This window comes from Aeromonas lusitana (genome assembly GCF_002812985.1).
GTDB classification, from domain to species: Bacteria; Pseudomonadota; Gammaproteobacteria; order Enterobacterales; family Aeromonadaceae; genus Aeromonas; species Aeromonas lusitana.
In genome coordinates this window covers 21,481-35,770 of the sequence record NZ_PGCP01000026.1, presented here as the reverse complement: position 1 = coordinate 35,770, position 14,290 = coordinate 21,481, and the positions used below count along the sequence as shown (strand labels likewise).

General features: G+C 62.2%; 13 protein-coding genes. 2 read left to right on the top strand and 11 right to left on the bottom strand.

Features of this window, described 5'->3' with window-relative positions:
• Positions 1–7: 7 nt before the first annotated feature.
• Positions 8–697, bottom strand: a complete 690-nt coding sequence (gene exeB, locus CUC44_RS15555; RefSeq protein ID WP_100860799.1) for a GspB family T2SS assembly factor variant ExeB — start codon at positions 695–697, stop codon at positions 8–10.
• Positions 697–2,316: an ExeA family protein gene (locus CUC44_RS15550; RefSeq protein ID WP_167388926.1), complete on the bottom strand. Its 1,620-nt coding sequence runs from the start codon at positions 2,314–2,316 to the stop codon at positions 697–699. The genes exeB and CUC44_RS15550 overlap by 1 nt, the downstream gene beginning before the upstream one ends.
• Positions 2,317–2,604: 288 nt before the next feature.
• Between CUC44_RS15550 and CUC44_RS15545 the strand changes: the two genes are divergently transcribed.
• Positions 2,605–3,843, top strand: a complete 1,239-nt coding sequence (locus CUC44_RS15545) for a multifunctional CCA addition/repair protein (RefSeq protein ID WP_100860798.1) — start codon at positions 2,605–2,607, stop codon at positions 3,841–3,843.
• A 109-nt stretch (positions 3,844–3,952) separates the two neighbouring features.
• On the opposite strand, the gene CUC44_RS15540 is transcribed toward CUC44_RS15545, so the two are convergent.
• The gene (locus CUC44_RS15540; RefSeq protein ID WP_100860797.1) at positions 3,953–5,218 is read right to left on the bottom strand and encodes an inorganic phosphate transporter; all 1,266 of its coding nucleotides are present in this window, start codon (positions 5,216–5,218) and stop codon (positions 3,953–3,955) included.
• A gap of 25 nt (positions 5,219–5,243) precedes the next feature.
• Positions 5,244–5,924, bottom strand: a complete 681-nt coding sequence (locus CUC44_RS15535) for a TIGR00153 family protein (protein ID WP_050718943.1) — start codon at positions 5,922–5,924, stop codon at positions 5,244–5,246.
• A 170-nt stretch (positions 5,925–6,094) separates the two neighbouring features.
• Here CUC44_RS15535 and CUC44_RS15530 point away from each other — a divergent pair, with 170 nt between their 5' ends.
• On the top strand, positions 6,095–7,042 hold the full coding sequence (locus CUC44_RS15530; RefSeq protein WP_100860818.1) for a CYTH domain-containing protein: 948 nt from the start codon (positions 6,095–6,097) through the stop codon (positions 7,040–7,042).
• Positions 7,043–7,155: 113 nt separating this feature from the next.
• Here the strand turns inward: CUC44_RS15530 and CUC44_RS15525 are convergent, their stop codons facing one another.
• The 7 genes from CUC44_RS15525 to hslO all read right to left on the bottom strand — a co-directional run bounded on the left by CUC44_RS15525 (position 7,156) and on the right by hslO (position 14,276).
• On the bottom strand, positions 7,156–7,626 hold the full coding sequence (locus CUC44_RS15525; RefSeq protein ID WP_100860796.1) for an outer membrane lipoprotein: 471 nt from the start codon (positions 7,624–7,626) through the stop codon (positions 7,156–7,158).
• Between the two features lie 224 nt (positions 7,627–7,850).
• A complete protein-coding gene (locus tag CUC44_RS15520) occupies positions 7,851–8,303 on the bottom strand; it encodes a GNAT family N-acetyltransferase (protein WP_100860795.1) in 453 nt (150 codons plus the stop codon).
• Positions 8,304–8,434: 131 nt separating this feature from the next.
• Positions 8,435–8,830, bottom strand: a complete 396-nt coding sequence (locus CUC44_RS15515; RefSeq protein WP_100860794.1) for a nitrous oxide-stimulated promoter family protein — start codon at positions 8,828–8,830, stop codon at positions 8,435–8,437.
• A 109-nt stretch (positions 8,831–8,939) separates the two neighbouring features.
• The gene (locus CUC44_RS15510; protein WP_100860793.1) at positions 8,940–10,742 is read right to left on the bottom strand and encodes an aminopeptidase P family protein; all 1,803 of its coding nucleotides are present in this window, start codon (positions 10,740–10,742) and stop codon (positions 8,940–8,942) included.
• 33 nt (positions 10,743–10,775) lie between these two features.
• On the bottom strand, positions 10,776–11,441 hold the full coding sequence (locus CUC44_RS15505) for a GntR family transcriptional regulator (protein ID WP_100860792.1): 666 nt from the start codon (positions 11,439–11,441) through the stop codon (positions 10,776–10,778).
• Between the two features lie 175 nt (positions 11,442–11,616).
• The gene (gene pckA, locus CUC44_RS15500; protein WP_100860791.1) at positions 11,617–13,242 is read right to left on the bottom strand and encodes a phosphoenolpyruvate carboxykinase (ATP); all 1,626 of its coding nucleotides are present in this window, start codon (positions 13,240–13,242) and stop codon (positions 11,617–11,619) included.
• 149 nt (positions 13,243–13,391) lie between these two features.
• Positions 13,392–14,276, bottom strand: a complete 885-nt coding sequence (hslO, locus tag CUC44_RS15495; RefSeq protein ID WP_167388925.1) for an Hsp33 family molecular chaperone HslO — start codon at positions 14,274–14,276, stop codon at positions 13,392–13,394.
• Between the last annotated feature and the right edge of the window lie 14 nt (positions 14,277–14,290).

Sequence of the window (14,290 nt, the reverse complement as noted above, 5' to 3'; positions counted from 1 at the left end):
TGTGTCATCAGCCGCGCCAGTCCTGCAGTGCCTTGAGGCTGGCGTGCTGACCGCCGACCTGCAGGATGATGTAGTCCTGGGCGATGGCGACCAGGGTCACGCCGGGGGCGAGCTCGCTGCCCTCGTGCAGCTCCCGTCCGTTGATCACCACGGCCCGTTTGGCCGGATCGGAGGAGTAGTTGTGGGCGCCATACGACAGCGGTGGCACCTGCTGCTTTAGGGCAGGCGGCAAGGCGCTCAGCGGCATGGCACCGGCGTCGTTCTGGGCCTGGGGCGCCGCCTCTTCCACCAGGGGGGTGTTGTTGAGGGCCATCATGATGCGCTCGGCCAGGCTCTGGCTACTATTGTTGCCGGCGGCGGCCGTTGCCTTGGGGGTGGCGGCAGGTCTGGGCTGCACCACGGGCTCCGGCAGCGGGGGCGGCAGGGGACGGGTGATCATGGGCTTGGGCTCGACCCGCACGAAGGGCGGCGTCACCACTTCCTTCACCTCGACCTGCTGCTCTATGGGTCTGTTGTTGAGCAGGTGCCAGCCATAGTTGGCGCCGGCGCCCATCAGGAGGGCTAGGGGGGCCAGCAGCCACCAGATCCAGCGACGGTTCGGCTCCTCTTCCTGGCTTACCGGCAGGCCCATGAGCGGCATGTGGGGCGTGAACTGGGGTTGATCGGCCCGGCGCAGGGCCTTGAGCAGGGTAGACATCAGGAAGCCTCCTCCACCAATTCATCCAATTTGATCGGGGCCTCGGCATGCAAAGAGTCATCCTCCAGCTTGGGCATGGGTTCACCGGCCTGCACGTTCAGGCGCAGCAGGGTGTTGCTGCCGGCGATACCGTCCGGGGTCAGTCCCTGCTCGCGCTGGAACTGCTGCAACTTGTTCTTGAGCTCGGCATCGAAGCGGCTCACCTTGCGATCCGGTTGCTGCATGGCGCGGCTCAGCGCGTTGTCGAGCCACTGGATCTGGGCCCCGCCGGCGTTGCTGCCGATCAGGGTGACGCCGCCCTTGGGCATGCGCCACAGCAGTGTGTAGCTGCCACCCCAGACATCCGACAACCACTGCCTGTCCACCTGCCAGCTCTGGTTGCCGATGAGCAGGGAGGCCTTGTCCGGACCCAGGCTCACCAGGGTGGCGTAATAAATACCACCGGTCTCATCGGTCAGGCTTATGAGGGCCGGGTGTTGCAGGGTCTGCAGCTCGGCAAGGGAGGCATCCCCCTCCAGGCAGCGCAGGCCGGCGCGGGGGGCGTTGTCACAGGTCGCCTCCTCCAGCTCGGTCTGGTAGCCCCACACCTTGTAGAGATTCTGCATGGCGCTGTCGGGTTCCAGCGCCTGATTGATGGCGCGGGTCAGCTGCTCCTGTTGTTCTGGGGTATCGTCCACCTTGACCGGGACTTCCACCTTGATCACGGGCCGGGCGGGGAAGACTCCGAAGAATTGCCAACCCCACCAGCCGGTGGCGACCAGCAGGGCCCCCACCAGGGCGACGGTCAGGCCAGACTGCCAGCTGCCCTCGTCGCGGATGCCGCTCACCTCATAGGCAGCCAGGCTGATGTCGCCATGCACTATCTTGTGGCTGCCACGGGCGAAGGCGGCGATCAGGGCGCGATCGCAGATGAGGTTGATGAGGCGCGGGATGCCGCCGGAGAGGCGATGCAGGGTCTGGATCGCCTTGGGGGTGAAGATGGGCTGGATGCAACCGGCTACCTGCAGGCGGAAGCGCACATAGGCATCCACGTCCTGGCGCGATAGCGGCAGCAGGTGATAGCGGGCCGTGATGCGCTGGGCCAGCTGGCGCAGCAGGGGCTGGCGCAACATCTGTTGCAGCTCGGGCTGGCCGATGAGCACGACCTGCAGCAGTTTCTTCTCGTCGGTTTCGAGATTGGTGAGCAGACGTAGCTGCTCCAGCACGCCGGGCAGCAGATGCTGCGCCTCATCCACCAATACTACAGTACGTTTACCTGCCGCCAGGTTGGCCAGCAGGTGATCTCGGATGAGGTCGAACAGCGACTTGAGGCCGGCGTCTTTCTCGTAGGGGAGCTGGAACTCGTCACAGATGGCCGCCAGCAGATCCCGCTCGGTCAGGGACGGATTGAGTATGTAGGCGATCTCGGTGTCGGCCGGCAACTGCTGCAACAAGCAGCGGGAGACGGTGGTCTTGCCCGTCCCCACTTCCCCGGTGAGCAGCACGAAGCCTCCCCCATCCTGCAACCCGTAGTTGAGGTGGGCCAGAGCCTCTGCGTGGCGTTCGCTCATGTAGAGGTATTTGGGGTTGGGCGAGATGGAGAACGGGGGCTCCGACAGACCGAAGAACTGTGTGTACATAAGGATCCATTCCATTGTTATGGGCGGCAGGTTAAAGCCTCCCCAGAGGGATGTCAAAGACCCGGATACCATAAGAGGGGCAGGGTACCCAGCGACCCAAACGACTAGGGTGATCCGGATCGGGTGATTGACGGGATCCGAGGGGCGAACGAGGTGCCCTGGCCTCAGCCATGGGGCGGTACTGGGGGAAACTCAGGGTGGGATCATGGGCCTCCTCGATAAGGGGAACGTCGTGTCTGGCGGCCAAAAGCGGTATCATCGAGACAGGTTTATCGAGGGAGAGTGCGCGTGCAGACTTATCTGGTTGGAGGGGCGGTTCGGGATCGCCTGTTGGGCTTGCCACAGGGCGACCGGGATCACCTGGTGGTCGGTGCCACAGTGCAGCAGATGCTGGACCTTGGGTTCACTCAGGTGGGCCGCGACTTCCCGGTGTTTCTCCATCCCAAGACCCAGCAGGAGTATGCTCTGGCCCGTACCGAGCGCAAGCAGGGGCAGGGCTACACCGGGTTTGTCTGCCACGCCGATCCGAGCGTCACCCTGGAGCAGGACTTGCTGCGCCGGGATCTCACCGTCAATGCCATCGCCGAGGATGAGCACGGCCAGCTGCACGACCCCTATGGCGGCCTGCAGGATCTCGAGGCGCGGCGGCTGCGCCACGTCTCCCCGGCCTTCGCCGAAGATCCCCTGCGCATCCTGCGGGTCGCCCGCTTCGCCGCTCGCTTCCATGCCCAGGGTTTCGTCGTGGCCCCCGAGACCTTGGCCCTGATGCGCGAGATGACCGAGGCAGGGGAACTCGCCCACCTCACCCCTGAGCGGGTCTGGAAGGAGCTGGAGAAGGTGCTGCTGGGGCCGACCCCAGCCGTCTTCTTCGAGGTGCTGCGGGGATGCGGCGCCCTCAAGGCGCTGTTCCCCGAGCTGGACGCTCTGTTCGGGGTGCCGGCCCCGGCCAAGTGGCACCCGGAGATCGACACCGGCATCCACACCATGATGGTGCTGGCGCAGGCCTGCCAGCGCTCCCCCGAGCTGGCGGTACGCTTCGCCGCCCTGTGCCATGACTTTGGCAAGGGGCTGACGCCCCCTGAGTTCTGGCCAAGCCACCACGGCCACGGCCAGAAGGGGCTGCCACTGATTCGGGACTTCTGCGAGCGCTTCAGGGTGCCGAACGATTGCCGGGATCTGGCGCTGCTGGTAAGCGATCTGCACACCCATATCCACATCGCGTTCGAGCTCAAACCCGCGACCCTGCTCAAGCTGTTCGACAAGGCGGATGCCTGGCGCAGACCGGAGCGGTTTGCCCAGCTGCTCGATACCTGCCGCGCCGACTTCCACGGCCGTACCGGCTTCGAGGAGCGGGTCTATGCGGAGCCCGACTATGTGGCCCAGGCGTTGGCGGCGGCTCAGGCCGTGCCGGTCAAGGAGATAGTGGCGGCGGGCTTCAAGGGCGAAGAGATCCGTGAGCAGCTCGGCAAGCGGCGCCTCGATGCCATCAGCCGGGTGCGGGACGAGTGGACCTTTATCGAAGAGTGATACATCCTCTCGGCGGCGGCTCTATGGGCTAAGCCTGATCGCTCGTTCGAGGTAATAGAGATATAAAAAAGCCCGGGTCACTGACCCGGGCTTTTTGCTGCGAGGCACCTTAAGAGAAGCAGGCCTGCAGCACGTAGAAGATGGCGATGGCCAGGATGGCACCGGCGGGCAATGTGATGATCCAGGAGACCACGATATTGCGCAGCACGCCCAGGTTCAGGGCGGCGATACCGCGGGCAAGACCCACCCCCATTACGGCGCCCACCAGCGTCTGGGTGGTGGAGATGGGCAGGCCGGTACCGGAGGCGATCACCACGGTCGCGGCGGTGGCCAGCTGGGCGGCGAAGCCACGGCTCGGGGTCAGGTGCGTGATCCCCGTGCCCACGGTGGCCATCACCTTCTCACCCATGGTCGCCAGACCGATGACGATGCCGATGCCGCCAAGGGGCAGGATCCACCAGGCGATGTGGGAGCTGCCGCCGATCTCGCCGCCGGCCGCGACTATGGAGGCGACCGCGGAGAGCGGGCCAATGGCGTTGGCCACGTCGTTGGAGCCGTGGGCGAAGGCCATGGCGCAGGCGGTGATGATCATCAGGATGCCAAACACCTTCTCCACGTTGGCGAAGTGCATCTTGCTGTCATCCTGCGGGTTGTACTGCTGGCCGCGAATATAGAGCCAGCCGGCAAACGCCACCGCGATGGAGATGGCGATGGAGAGCAGGATCCCCTCGCCATTGCTCAGGTGCAGACCGACGTGGGTCAGCCCCTTCTTGATGGTCACCAGGCAGATCACCAACGCTGTCAGGAACATATAGAAGGGGACATAGCGCTTGGCGTTGTTGAGAGGATCATCTGTATTGAAGATGAGCTTCTGCACGCTGATAAACATGAAGTAGGCGATGATGCCCGAGATGGCTGGGGTGACTATCCAGGAGCCGACGATGCCGCCGAACTTGCTCCATTGCACCGCTTCCGGACCGATACTCACCACGGCGAAGCCGACGATGGCCCCTATGATGGAGTGGGTGGTGGAGACGGGCCAGCCGAAGTAGGAGGCCAGGATCAGCCACAGACCCGCCGCCAGCAGGGAGGCTATCATGCCGAGCACCAGCAGATCCGGGGTGTCGGCGAAGGCGTTGCTGTCGATGATGCCGTTGCGGATGGTCGCGGTCACCTCGCCACCGGCCAGATAGGCACCGGCAAACTCGAAGATCATGGCGATGATGATGGCCTGACGAATGGTCAGGGACTTGGTGCCGACCGATGTACCCATGGCGTTGGCGACGTCATTCGCACCTATGCCCCAGGCCATCAAAAAGCCGAACAAGGCCGCCACGAGCACCAGAGTGGTGCCGTAATTTGCGATAATGTCCATTAGTAGTGTTTACCCAGTCAGTCGATTACGAACGAGCCAGCATCAGTTCCAGACGGGCGCCAACGCGCTCGGCCTGATCAGCCAGGTCACCTACCCATTCGAGGATCTTGTAGAGGAACATAACGTCGATCGGATTGTATTTGTGCTCAACGGCTTGCAGCTGTTGGCGCAGCCCGATCTGCATGGTGTCAGTATCGTCCTCGATAAGATCCAGCTGATGGATCATCTCGGCAACCATTTCAACTTCACGTCCTTTAAAGCCGGTTTCGAGCAGCTCATCGAGTTCTCCGATGGCTTTTTCGGCTTGGGCGGTCGCATCGATACAACGTTTGAGATAGGCCATGAAATCGGCGCGCATCTCGGAGGGGAATTCCATTTTACGACCAAGCATGCGGCCGGAAATATCCTTGGCACGGTTGGCAATCTTGTCCTGCTGGGTCAGCAGTTCCAGCAGGTCGGTACGAGCGACCGGCAGAAACAGGCCGCGGGGCAGTTTCAGACGAATTTCACGTTTGAGGATGTCCGCTTCTTTTTCCAGCTGGGCGATCTGCTGCCGGATCTTCTCGGCATCTTCCCAGCGGTCTTCGGCAACGGCATCAAAGAACGGAATAAGCTGCTCGCAGCACACATGTACCTTGACGATGTGCTTCTGCAGCGGCTTGATGGGGGACTTGGCAAAAAGCCCCAGGATAGTATTTACTGGCATGGCCAAAACCTGTGTCGGTGAAAAAACACTCGATACTATTTCATGAAGGGCGCATGGTAACTGAACTATGCCCTCAATAAAACCGTGAATTAATCGTGACGATTCGCTGGCATTATATCCTCGGGATCGGGATCATGCCCCCCAAAGTTGCCTGCCAGCCCGGAATGACTATGCAAACTGAGATCGAGATAAAATTTTTTGTCTCCACGGACATTCAAGAACAACTATCCAACTTCCTGAATAAACTCGATATTATCTCCACGGATAGCGCGAGACTCGGCAACGTTTATTTCGACACGCCGGATCTCGAACTGCGCCGGCTCGACATGGGTCTGCGCATTCGCCGCAGCGACCACTTTTCAGAGCAAACCATCAAGTGCCGGGGGCAGGCGGTCGGGGGACTCCACGCCAGACCCGAATACAATCTCCCCGTGACGGGAGAGCTGCCGACCCTGGCGGACTTCCCGGACGAGATCTGGCCGAGCCTGGCGGTACGTGACGCCATCCAGTCCAGACTGGTGGCCCAGTTCAGTACCGACTTCTTGCGCCAGCACTGGCTTATCGCTTTTGAAGGCACTGAGATTGAACTGGCATGGGACAGGGGAGAGATAGTGGGCTCCCTGGGCCGCACCGCCATCGATGAACTGGAGCTTGAGCTCAAGTCCGGCGACCCGCGTGCCCTGTTCAGCCTGGCAACCGGGCTGGCCGGGCTGGGTGGCGTTCGGCTGGGTGCCCAATCCAAGGCCCAGCGCGGCTACCGGCTGGCGGGGCTTGGCAAGGCGCTGGCGTCGCAACCCCTGCCGGATGTGAGCGGGCTCGACGCGCGGGCCTGCATCAGCCTCGGTTTGCAGCACTGGCAGCATCACGAACAGCTTTGGCTGGAGAGCGTGGGCGCGACGAGAGAAGAGACGCTTTCCGGGATCCAGCAGGCCTGCGCCCTCGTCGCCGAGATGGCCGATGAGGTCGCCCCCGCCTGGTTGCCAGCCTTGCTGGCTCAGCAAACCTTGCTTGTGCAGGCGGCGGAGGGGGGGGACGACCAGCTGTTGGCCTTGTTCCAGCAGGAGGCGTTTGTGCGGGTGCAACTGGCCATCGCGGCCTGGTTGCATCTGGGGGATTGAGCGCCGACGCGGCACATCAGACATAGCAAAAAGGTGAGCCCTGGCTCACCTTTTTTGATCGTGATTGCTATCGACGCGGGCGGCTTGTGGCCGCGAGCGAGCCCAGGACGGGATCAGTTCACCACGGCGACGTTGATGCTGCCGTTGCCCTGGGTCATACGCACGCGGGCGCCTGGCACGAAGGTGGGGCTGGCTTTTTGCACCACGACTATGGATTCCCCGTTCTCTTTCTTGATCTCGAGTTCGACCCCGTCGACCTGATTGAGTTTGTCACCGGCCGCCTTGCCGGCGGCGGCACCTGCGATGGCGCCACCGGCGGCGGCGATGTCACTGCCCCGGCCACCGCCTATGGTGCTGCCGAGCAGGCCGCCGACCACGGCGCCGCCTATGGTGCCGAGCACCGAGTTCTCATCGGCCTGGATCTTGACCGGGCGGGTGGACTGTATGGTGCCGTAGCTGACGGTCTGGACCTGCTTGGCGCGATCCTTGGTGTAGACGTCCCCTGAGTAGACGTCACTGTTGGCACAGCCCGTGATGGCGGTGGTGGCGGCCAGCAGGGTGACGAGGGCGATACGTTTCAACATGATGAGCCTCCTGGGCGGGCATCTAATTAATCTGGTTGTTGAGCCTGACTTTACGCCAACCAGATTGTGCAGGAAACCCGCAAAGTGTAACCAATTATGTGATACGCAGAACGCAGCCCTTCTGGATGTGTATCAGGCCAGTATGCGATACGCAGAACGCAGCGCTTCTGGATGTGTATCAGGCCAGTATGTGACACGCAGGACGCAGCCCTGCTGGATGTGTATCAGGCCAGTCGTTTTTCCAGCAACAAGCGATCTTCCCCCGGACCGAAGTAGCCGGGCTCCTCGGCCAGCAGGGCATAACCGAGGCGATAGTAGAGGCGCTGGGCCGGATTGGCGGGATCCACCGTCAGCCTGACACTCGTCGTCTGCAGCGCGGCCAGTCCCTGCTCTACCTGCAGCATCATGCGCTCGGCCAGGCCGAAGCCGCGGGCCTCGGGCAGCACGGCCAGGGAGAGCAGCCAGCCCTGCGACCGATCCTGTCCCATCCCGCCCAGGGCATAGCCCAGCAGCTTGCCATCCAACTCAGCCACGATCAGCAGATCTGGCCAGAGATCCATGGCCTGGCGAAAGAAGAAGGTGGGATAGACCTCCTCTCCGAAGACGTCGGCATCGAGTCGGCCTATGGCCTGCATGTCGGCGTGGCGGGCCACTCTCAAAAGGGGGGGCTGGTGCATCCGGGCTCCTGTCATGGGTGCTTGCTGCCGCACGGCAGTCAAAAAAGGAGCCACAGGGTAGTGAGCCAACCGGCACTATGCAAGGGGCTGTCTGGGCCCAGGGCCTAGTGTCAGCTTGAACTTGGGGTGAACTAGGGCGGGAGCGGCCTGCCATGGGGGCGTTTTGGGGCCTTGCGGCGGCTGTCCAGCAGGTGGCGCAGGGCGAGCCAGGGGTGATGCCACAGCATGCGGGGGCCGCTCCACTTCATGATTAGCTGGATCTGTTTGCGCATGGCGGGGGCATAGCAGTGGATGTCGCACTTGGCGCAGGTCGGCTTGTGGCCCTGGCCATAGCGGCAGCGACGCAGCCGTTGGTGGGCGAATTCCCGCAACTGCCGGCAGTGCCTGCAGTCGGGATCCTGATGATGATGGGCGCAGTAGAGGCGGATCATGGCGCTGACCGTCAACTGCTCCCGCCTGAGCCTGGGGTGCTCGGGTGCCTGGCTGGCACGGGCACTGCGACGAGTGCCTGGCTGTTCGGAGTTCATGGCGCCATTGTCCTGACCTGGCCTGGACGGGTGTTGATACAGGTCAAAAGGAGAATGAAAAACAGGGCCCTTGGGCCCTGTGTCATCAGACAAGCGTGATTGTCTGGGATTAGATGAGGCTGGTGGCCTGCTCCAGCCAGGCGAGATCCTCGCCTTCCAGCAGCGGGCTCAGACGGCGGAACACCTCGACGTGGTAGTCGTTGATCCAGCGGAACTCATCCTGGCTCAGCAGGCTGCGATCGATGAGGCGAGTATCGAGCGGCACATAGGTCAGTCGCTCGAAGCCCAGCATCGCCAGTTCGCCCCGCGCCTCCTGTTCGGTCACCACCACCAGGTTCTCGCAGCGGATACCAAAGGCATCTTCCCGGTAGTAGCCAGGTTCGTTGGAGAGCACCATGCCCGGCTGCAGCGCCACCAGGCTGCCCTTGGGTGCGATCCGTTGCGGCCCTTCGTGCACGCTCAGGAAGTGGCCGACGCCGTGGCCTGTGCCGTGGTCATAGTTGTAACCAGCCTGCCACAGGGGCATGCGGGCCAGCACGTCGAGCTGGATGCCAGCGGTGCCGCGGGGGAAGCGGGCCTGATCCAGGGCGATGTGGCCCTGCAGCACCCGGGTGAACATGGCCTTGTGCTCCTCGGTCACCTCACCCACCCGCACGGTACGGGTGATGTCGGTGGTGCCATCCAGATACTGGGCACCGGAGTCCACCAGGTAGATGCTGTCCTGGCCGAAGGCGCGCGGCACACCGTTGGTGTGGCGGTAGTGGCACATGGCGGCGTTGGGGCCAAGGGCCGAGATGGTATCGAAACTCGGCTCGACGTAGTGATCCTGCTCATGGCGGAACGCCTCCAGCCGATCCGCCAGGGTGCCTTCATCCATGCCCTCGAACTCGCCGGAGGCGACCAGACGGTCCAGCCAGGCGAGGAAGCGGGTGACGGCGACACCATCGCGCAGGTGGGCGGCGCGCATGCCCGCCAGCTCAATTTCGTTCTTGCAGGCCTTGGGCAGCATGGTGGGATCCTGGCCAGCCACCAGGATGGCACCTGCCTCTTCCATCACGAGTTGGGTCCAGGCGTTGGCGGTGTTCGGGTCGGCCAGCACCTTCTGCTGATCTTCCCCGATGCGCTGCAGCACGTCACCCAGCTTGTCGATGGGGTAGACGGAGACGTCCTGCCCCACGTGGCGGGTGAAGGCGATGCAGTCGATCTTGTCGGTGTCGACGAAGAAATCCATGCTGGTGTTGGCGTAGAGCACGGCAAAGCCCAGTACCACCGGCAGGCGCTCCACGTCGCGACCACGCAGGTTGAGCAGCCAGTTGATGGGCTCGGCCTGGGTCAGCAGCACGGCGTCCAGCCCGCGTTTGCGCAGATCGCTTGCCAGCAACTCGCGCTTGGCCTGACTTGACTGGCCCGCCAGCTCCTCGCTGTAGAGGATGACCGGAGTCTTGGTCGGTGCGGGGCGATCGCTCCAGTGCAGATCGATGGGGTTCTGCTCCACGCGCACCAGCTCGATGCCGCGATCCGCCAGCACCGCCTTGGCGTTCTGATACCAGGCCAGGCTGTGCAGGCGGGCGTCGAAGCCGACCCGGGCGCCGGCAGGCAACTGCTCGGCCAGCCACTGCACATGGGGATCTTCGTTCAGGTGGAGGAACTCAAACAGCTCGGCCGGCGCCTGCATGCGGGCCTGCACCGTATAACGACCGTCGATGAACAGGGCCGCCCGCTGCGCCATTATGATGGCGAGCCCGGCGGAGCCGTTGAAACCCGTGATCCAGTCCAGACGCTCGGCGTAGGCAGGAATGTACTCTCCCAGGTGCTCGTCGTCGTGGGGGACGATGAAGGCGTCCAGCTCTTGAGTGGCCAGCGTGGCCCTGACCTGGGCGACGCGGGTTTCAATAATCTCGAGATGATTCATGTCGTTATTGCCAGATTGTGGTGATGTGAGTGTTCACTGGGTGTGGCCGCAGGCCAGGATCTGTTTGACCGACTGGCCTGCCGCCTCGATATGTTGTTTGAGCAGCACCACAGCCTCGTGTTTGCGACGGGCGCGGCACAGCTCCAGCAGTTGGGCGTGATCGCGTTCGGCCTTGTCCACCCCGTCCTGGGCAAACAACAGCTCGAAGCGCACATAGCGATCGCAGCTCTGGTTGATCTGGGCGATAAGCTCCAGCGCCTGGGGACGGTTGGCGGCCTGATAGAGGGTGGCGTGAAAACTGTGGTTCAGCTCGGCCCAGTGTTCGACCTGAGTACCGGATTCGAGTGCCTGATCAAACTGGGTCAGGATGGCTTGCGCCTTGGCGAAGGTTTCCTCCGTCATCAGGTCGACGGCGTGGAACAGGGTATCGGCTTCCAGCAGGGCTCGCAAATAAAAGAGCTCCTCGATGGCCGAGGCGTCCAGCATGGTGACCACGGCGCCGCGATGGGCCTCGAACTTCACCAGCCCCTGAGCCTCCAGCTGCATCAGGGCTTCCCGCACCGGGATGCGGCTCACCGCCAGTGCCTTGGCGATGGCGTCCTGGCGCAGGGGGGCGCCAGCGGGGAATTCACCGCGCAGGATACGGCCGCGCAGGTTTTCCATCACCATCTGGGTGCGGGTCTTGTAGGGTGGGTTCATGCTCGGGTCACGGGGCAGGTTGCAAAATTGTATATTGTATAAAGTTTGGCTGAATCTAACGCGCAACCGCCCGCAAGGCAAGGCTTGGCGGGAGCCATATGCTTCGCTTCGCTCAAAAAAATACCGGTCAGCTGGGCTGACCGGTATGCAATTAGAGAAGAAAGAACGGCCGGGGTTACAGCTGCGGACCCGCAGCGACCAGACGCTTGCCCTCTTCGTTGTCGGTGAAACGCTCGAAGTTCTTGATGAAGCGGCCCGCCAGATCCACCGCCTTGGCATCCCACTGCGCCTTGTCGGCGTAGGTGTCGCGCGGGTCGAGGATGGCCGGGTTTACGTCATGAAGCTCGGTCGGCACTTCCAGGTTGAAGATCGGCAGCACCTTGGTGGGCGCCTGCTCGATGGAGCCATCCAGGATGGCGTCTATGATGGCGCGGGTGTCCTTGATGGAGATGCGCTTGCCGGTGCCATTCCAGCCGGTGTTGACCAGATAGGCTTCGGCGCCAGACGCTTCCATCCGCTTCACCAGCTCCTGACCGTACTTGGTCGGGTGCAGGCTGAGGAAGGCCGCCCCGAAGCAGGAGGAGAAGGTGGGAGTCGGCTCTGTGATGCCACGCTCGGTACCGGCCAGCTTGGCGGTGAAGCCAGACAGGAAGTGGTACTTGGTCTGCTCCTTGGTCAGCTTGGCGACCGGGGGCAGCACACCGAAGGCGTCTGCGGTCAGGAAGATCACCTTGGTGGCATGACCCGCCTTGGAGACCGGCTTGACGATGTTCTCTATGTGATAGATGGGGTAGGAGACCCGGGTGTTCTCGGTGCGGGAGCCGTCATCGAAGTCGATGGTGCCGTCGTCCGCGACCGTCACGTTTTCCAGCAGCGCATCGCGACGGATGGCGTGGTAGATGTCCGGCTCTGCTTCCTCGGAGAGCTTGATGGTCTTGGCGTAGCAGCCCCCTTCGAAGTTGAACACGCCGTTGTCGTCCCAGCCGTGCTCGTCATCGCCGATCAGCTGACGCTTGGGATCGGTGGAGAGGGTGGTCTTGCCGGTGCCGGACAGGCCGAAGAAGATGGCCACGTCGCCGTCCTGACCCACGTTGGCGGAGCAGTGCATGGAGGCGATACCGCGCAGGGGCAGGAAGTAGTTCATCATGGAGAACATGCCCTTCTTCATCTCGCCACCGTACCAGGTGCCACCGATGAGCTGCATCTTCTCTGTCATGTTGAAGGCGACGAAGTTCTCGGAGTTGAGACCCTGTTCCTTCCAGTTCGGGTTGGTGCACTTGGCACCGTTCATCACCACGAAGTCCGGTTTGAAGGTCTTGAGCTCTTCCTCGCTCGGGCGGATGAACATGTTCTTCACGAAGTGTGCCTGCCAGGCCACCTCTGTGATGATACGCACCGCCAGACGGGTGTCCGGGTTGGCGCCGCAGTAACCATCCACCACGAACAGGCGCTTGCCAGAGAGCTGTTTAGTCACCAGGGATTTCAGATGTGACCAGACTTCCGGGGTAATTGCCTTGTTATCGTTTTTACCCTGGTCAGACCACCACACAGTATTCTGGGTAGTGCCGTCTTTGACGATATATTTATCTTTCGGGGAACGGCCGGTGAAGATGCCGGTATTGACGTTGACGGCGCCGAGCTCGGTAACGACGCCACGTTCGAATCCCTCCAGGTCTGGGCGGGTCTCTTCGGTGAAGAGCTGCTCATAACTCGGGTTGCGAACGATTTCTTGGCTGCTTTTGATACCGTACTGGTCCAGTTTCAGTTGTTGGGCCAGGGTGGGTTCTGCCACGATAGTCATTATGTTCTCCTGGGTTCAGAGGTTTGTAGGGTTCTATCTGGCTTTCATGCTACCACCTAGGTGGTAGTTTATAGCGATCGCCATCAAACTTTATAAAATAGGGTATTTTTTTGTTATTTAAGTTAAAGGCGGGTTTTGCCCGCCTTCATTTAGTGTAACTTGTTTGCATCATTACCGGGAGCCCTGCTGAACAGGGTTTCGATGTCGATCCCATCGAATTGGTACTCGGCGCCGCAATAGTCGCAGTGCATGTCGATCTTGCCGAGCTCCTGCACCATGGCCACCGCTTCTTCCTTCTCTATCTGCAACAGAGCCCCTTCGCAGCGGGCGCGGGAGCAGGTGCAACGGAACTCGATGGCCTGGGGATCGAACACCCGCACCTTGTCCTGGTGATAGAGGCGGTAGAGGATCTCTTCGGCCTCGAGGCCAAACAGCTCCTCGTCCTTGATGGTGCTGGTGAGCTGTTCCAGGTGCTCGAAATCGGCGCTGTGATCCTCGCTCTGGGCCGGCAGCTCCTGCAGCAGGATCCCGGCGGCGCGGGGCTGGCCTTCGTGATGGCCGGTGCGGATCCAGAGCTTGGTCGCGAGCTGCTCGGACTGGGCGAAGTACTGCTCCAGGCAGCCCGCCAGGGTGTCGGCCTCGAGGGCTATGATGCCCTGATAGCGCTCACCCTGCTCCGGGCTGATGGTGATCACCAGCTGGCCGTTGCCGACCAGGCTCTGCAGCTTGCCATCGCTCGGCAGCTCCCCTTCATAGCGCGCCACGCCGCGCAGTTGCTGGTTGTGATCGCCGTTGATCACCGCCAGACGCACAGGACCATCCCCCTGCAGTTGCACCGTGATGGAGCCTTCAAACTTGAGGGTGGCGGTCAGCAGGCTGGTGGCGACCAGCAGTTCACCCAGCAGTTTTTGCACCTGTACCGGGTAGTTCTGGGCTTCGACTATGTGACGGTAGGTACGATCCAGCTGGACCAGCTCCCCCCGCACTTCGTACTCTTCGAACAGATAGCGATACAGGAGATCTTGGTTACTCATCATGCTTTCCTAGG

Bases quoted from the DNA above. Each gene is read 5' to 3' on its own strand.
- CUC44_RS15540 (WP_100860797.1), bottom strand. From the start codon at position 5,218: ATGGACATTATCGCAAATTACGGCACCACTCTGGTGCTCGTGGCGGCC.
- exeB (WP_100860799.1), bottom strand. From the start codon at position 697: ATGTCTACCCTGCTCAAGGCCCTGCGCCGGGCCGATCAACCCCAGTTC.
- CUC44_RS15525 (WP_100860796.1), bottom strand. From the start codon at position 7,626: ATGTTGAAACGTATCGCCCTCGTCACCCTGCTGGCCGCCACCACCGCC.
- CUC44_RS15520 (WP_100860795.1), bottom strand. From the start codon at position 8,303: ATGCACCAGCCCCCCCTTTTGAGAGTGGCCCGCCACGCCGACATGCAG.
- CUC44_RS15530 (WP_100860818.1), top strand. From the start codon at position 6,095: ATGCAAACTGAGATCGAGATAAAATTTTTTGTCTCCACGGACATTCAA.
- CUC44_RS15505 (WP_100860792.1), bottom strand. From the start codon at position 11,441: ATGAACCCACCCTACAAGACCCGCACCCAGATGGTGATGGAAAACCTG.
- pckA (WP_100860791.1), bottom strand. From the start codon at position 13,242: ATGACTATCGTGGCAGAACCCACCCTGGCCCAACAACTGAAACTGGAC.
- hslO (WP_167388925.1), bottom strand. From the start codon at position 14,276: ATGAGTAACCAAGATCTCCTGTATCGCTATCTGTTCGAAGAGTACGAA.
- CUC44_RS15535 (WP_050718943.1), bottom strand. From the start codon at position 5,924: ATGCCAGTAAATACTATCCTGGGGCTTTTTGCCAAGTCCCCCATCAAG.
- CUC44_RS15550 (WP_167388926.1), bottom strand. From the start codon at position 2,316: ATGTACACACAGTTCTTCGGTCTGTCGGAGCCCCCGTTCTCCATCTCG.
- CUC44_RS15515 (WP_100860794.1), bottom strand. From the start codon at position 8,830: ATGAACTCCGAACAGCCAGGCACTCGTCGCAGTGCCCGTGCCAGCCAG.
- CUC44_RS15510 (WP_100860793.1), bottom strand. From the start codon at position 10,742: ATGAATCATCTCGAGATTATTGAAACCCGCGTCGCCCAGGTCAGGGCC.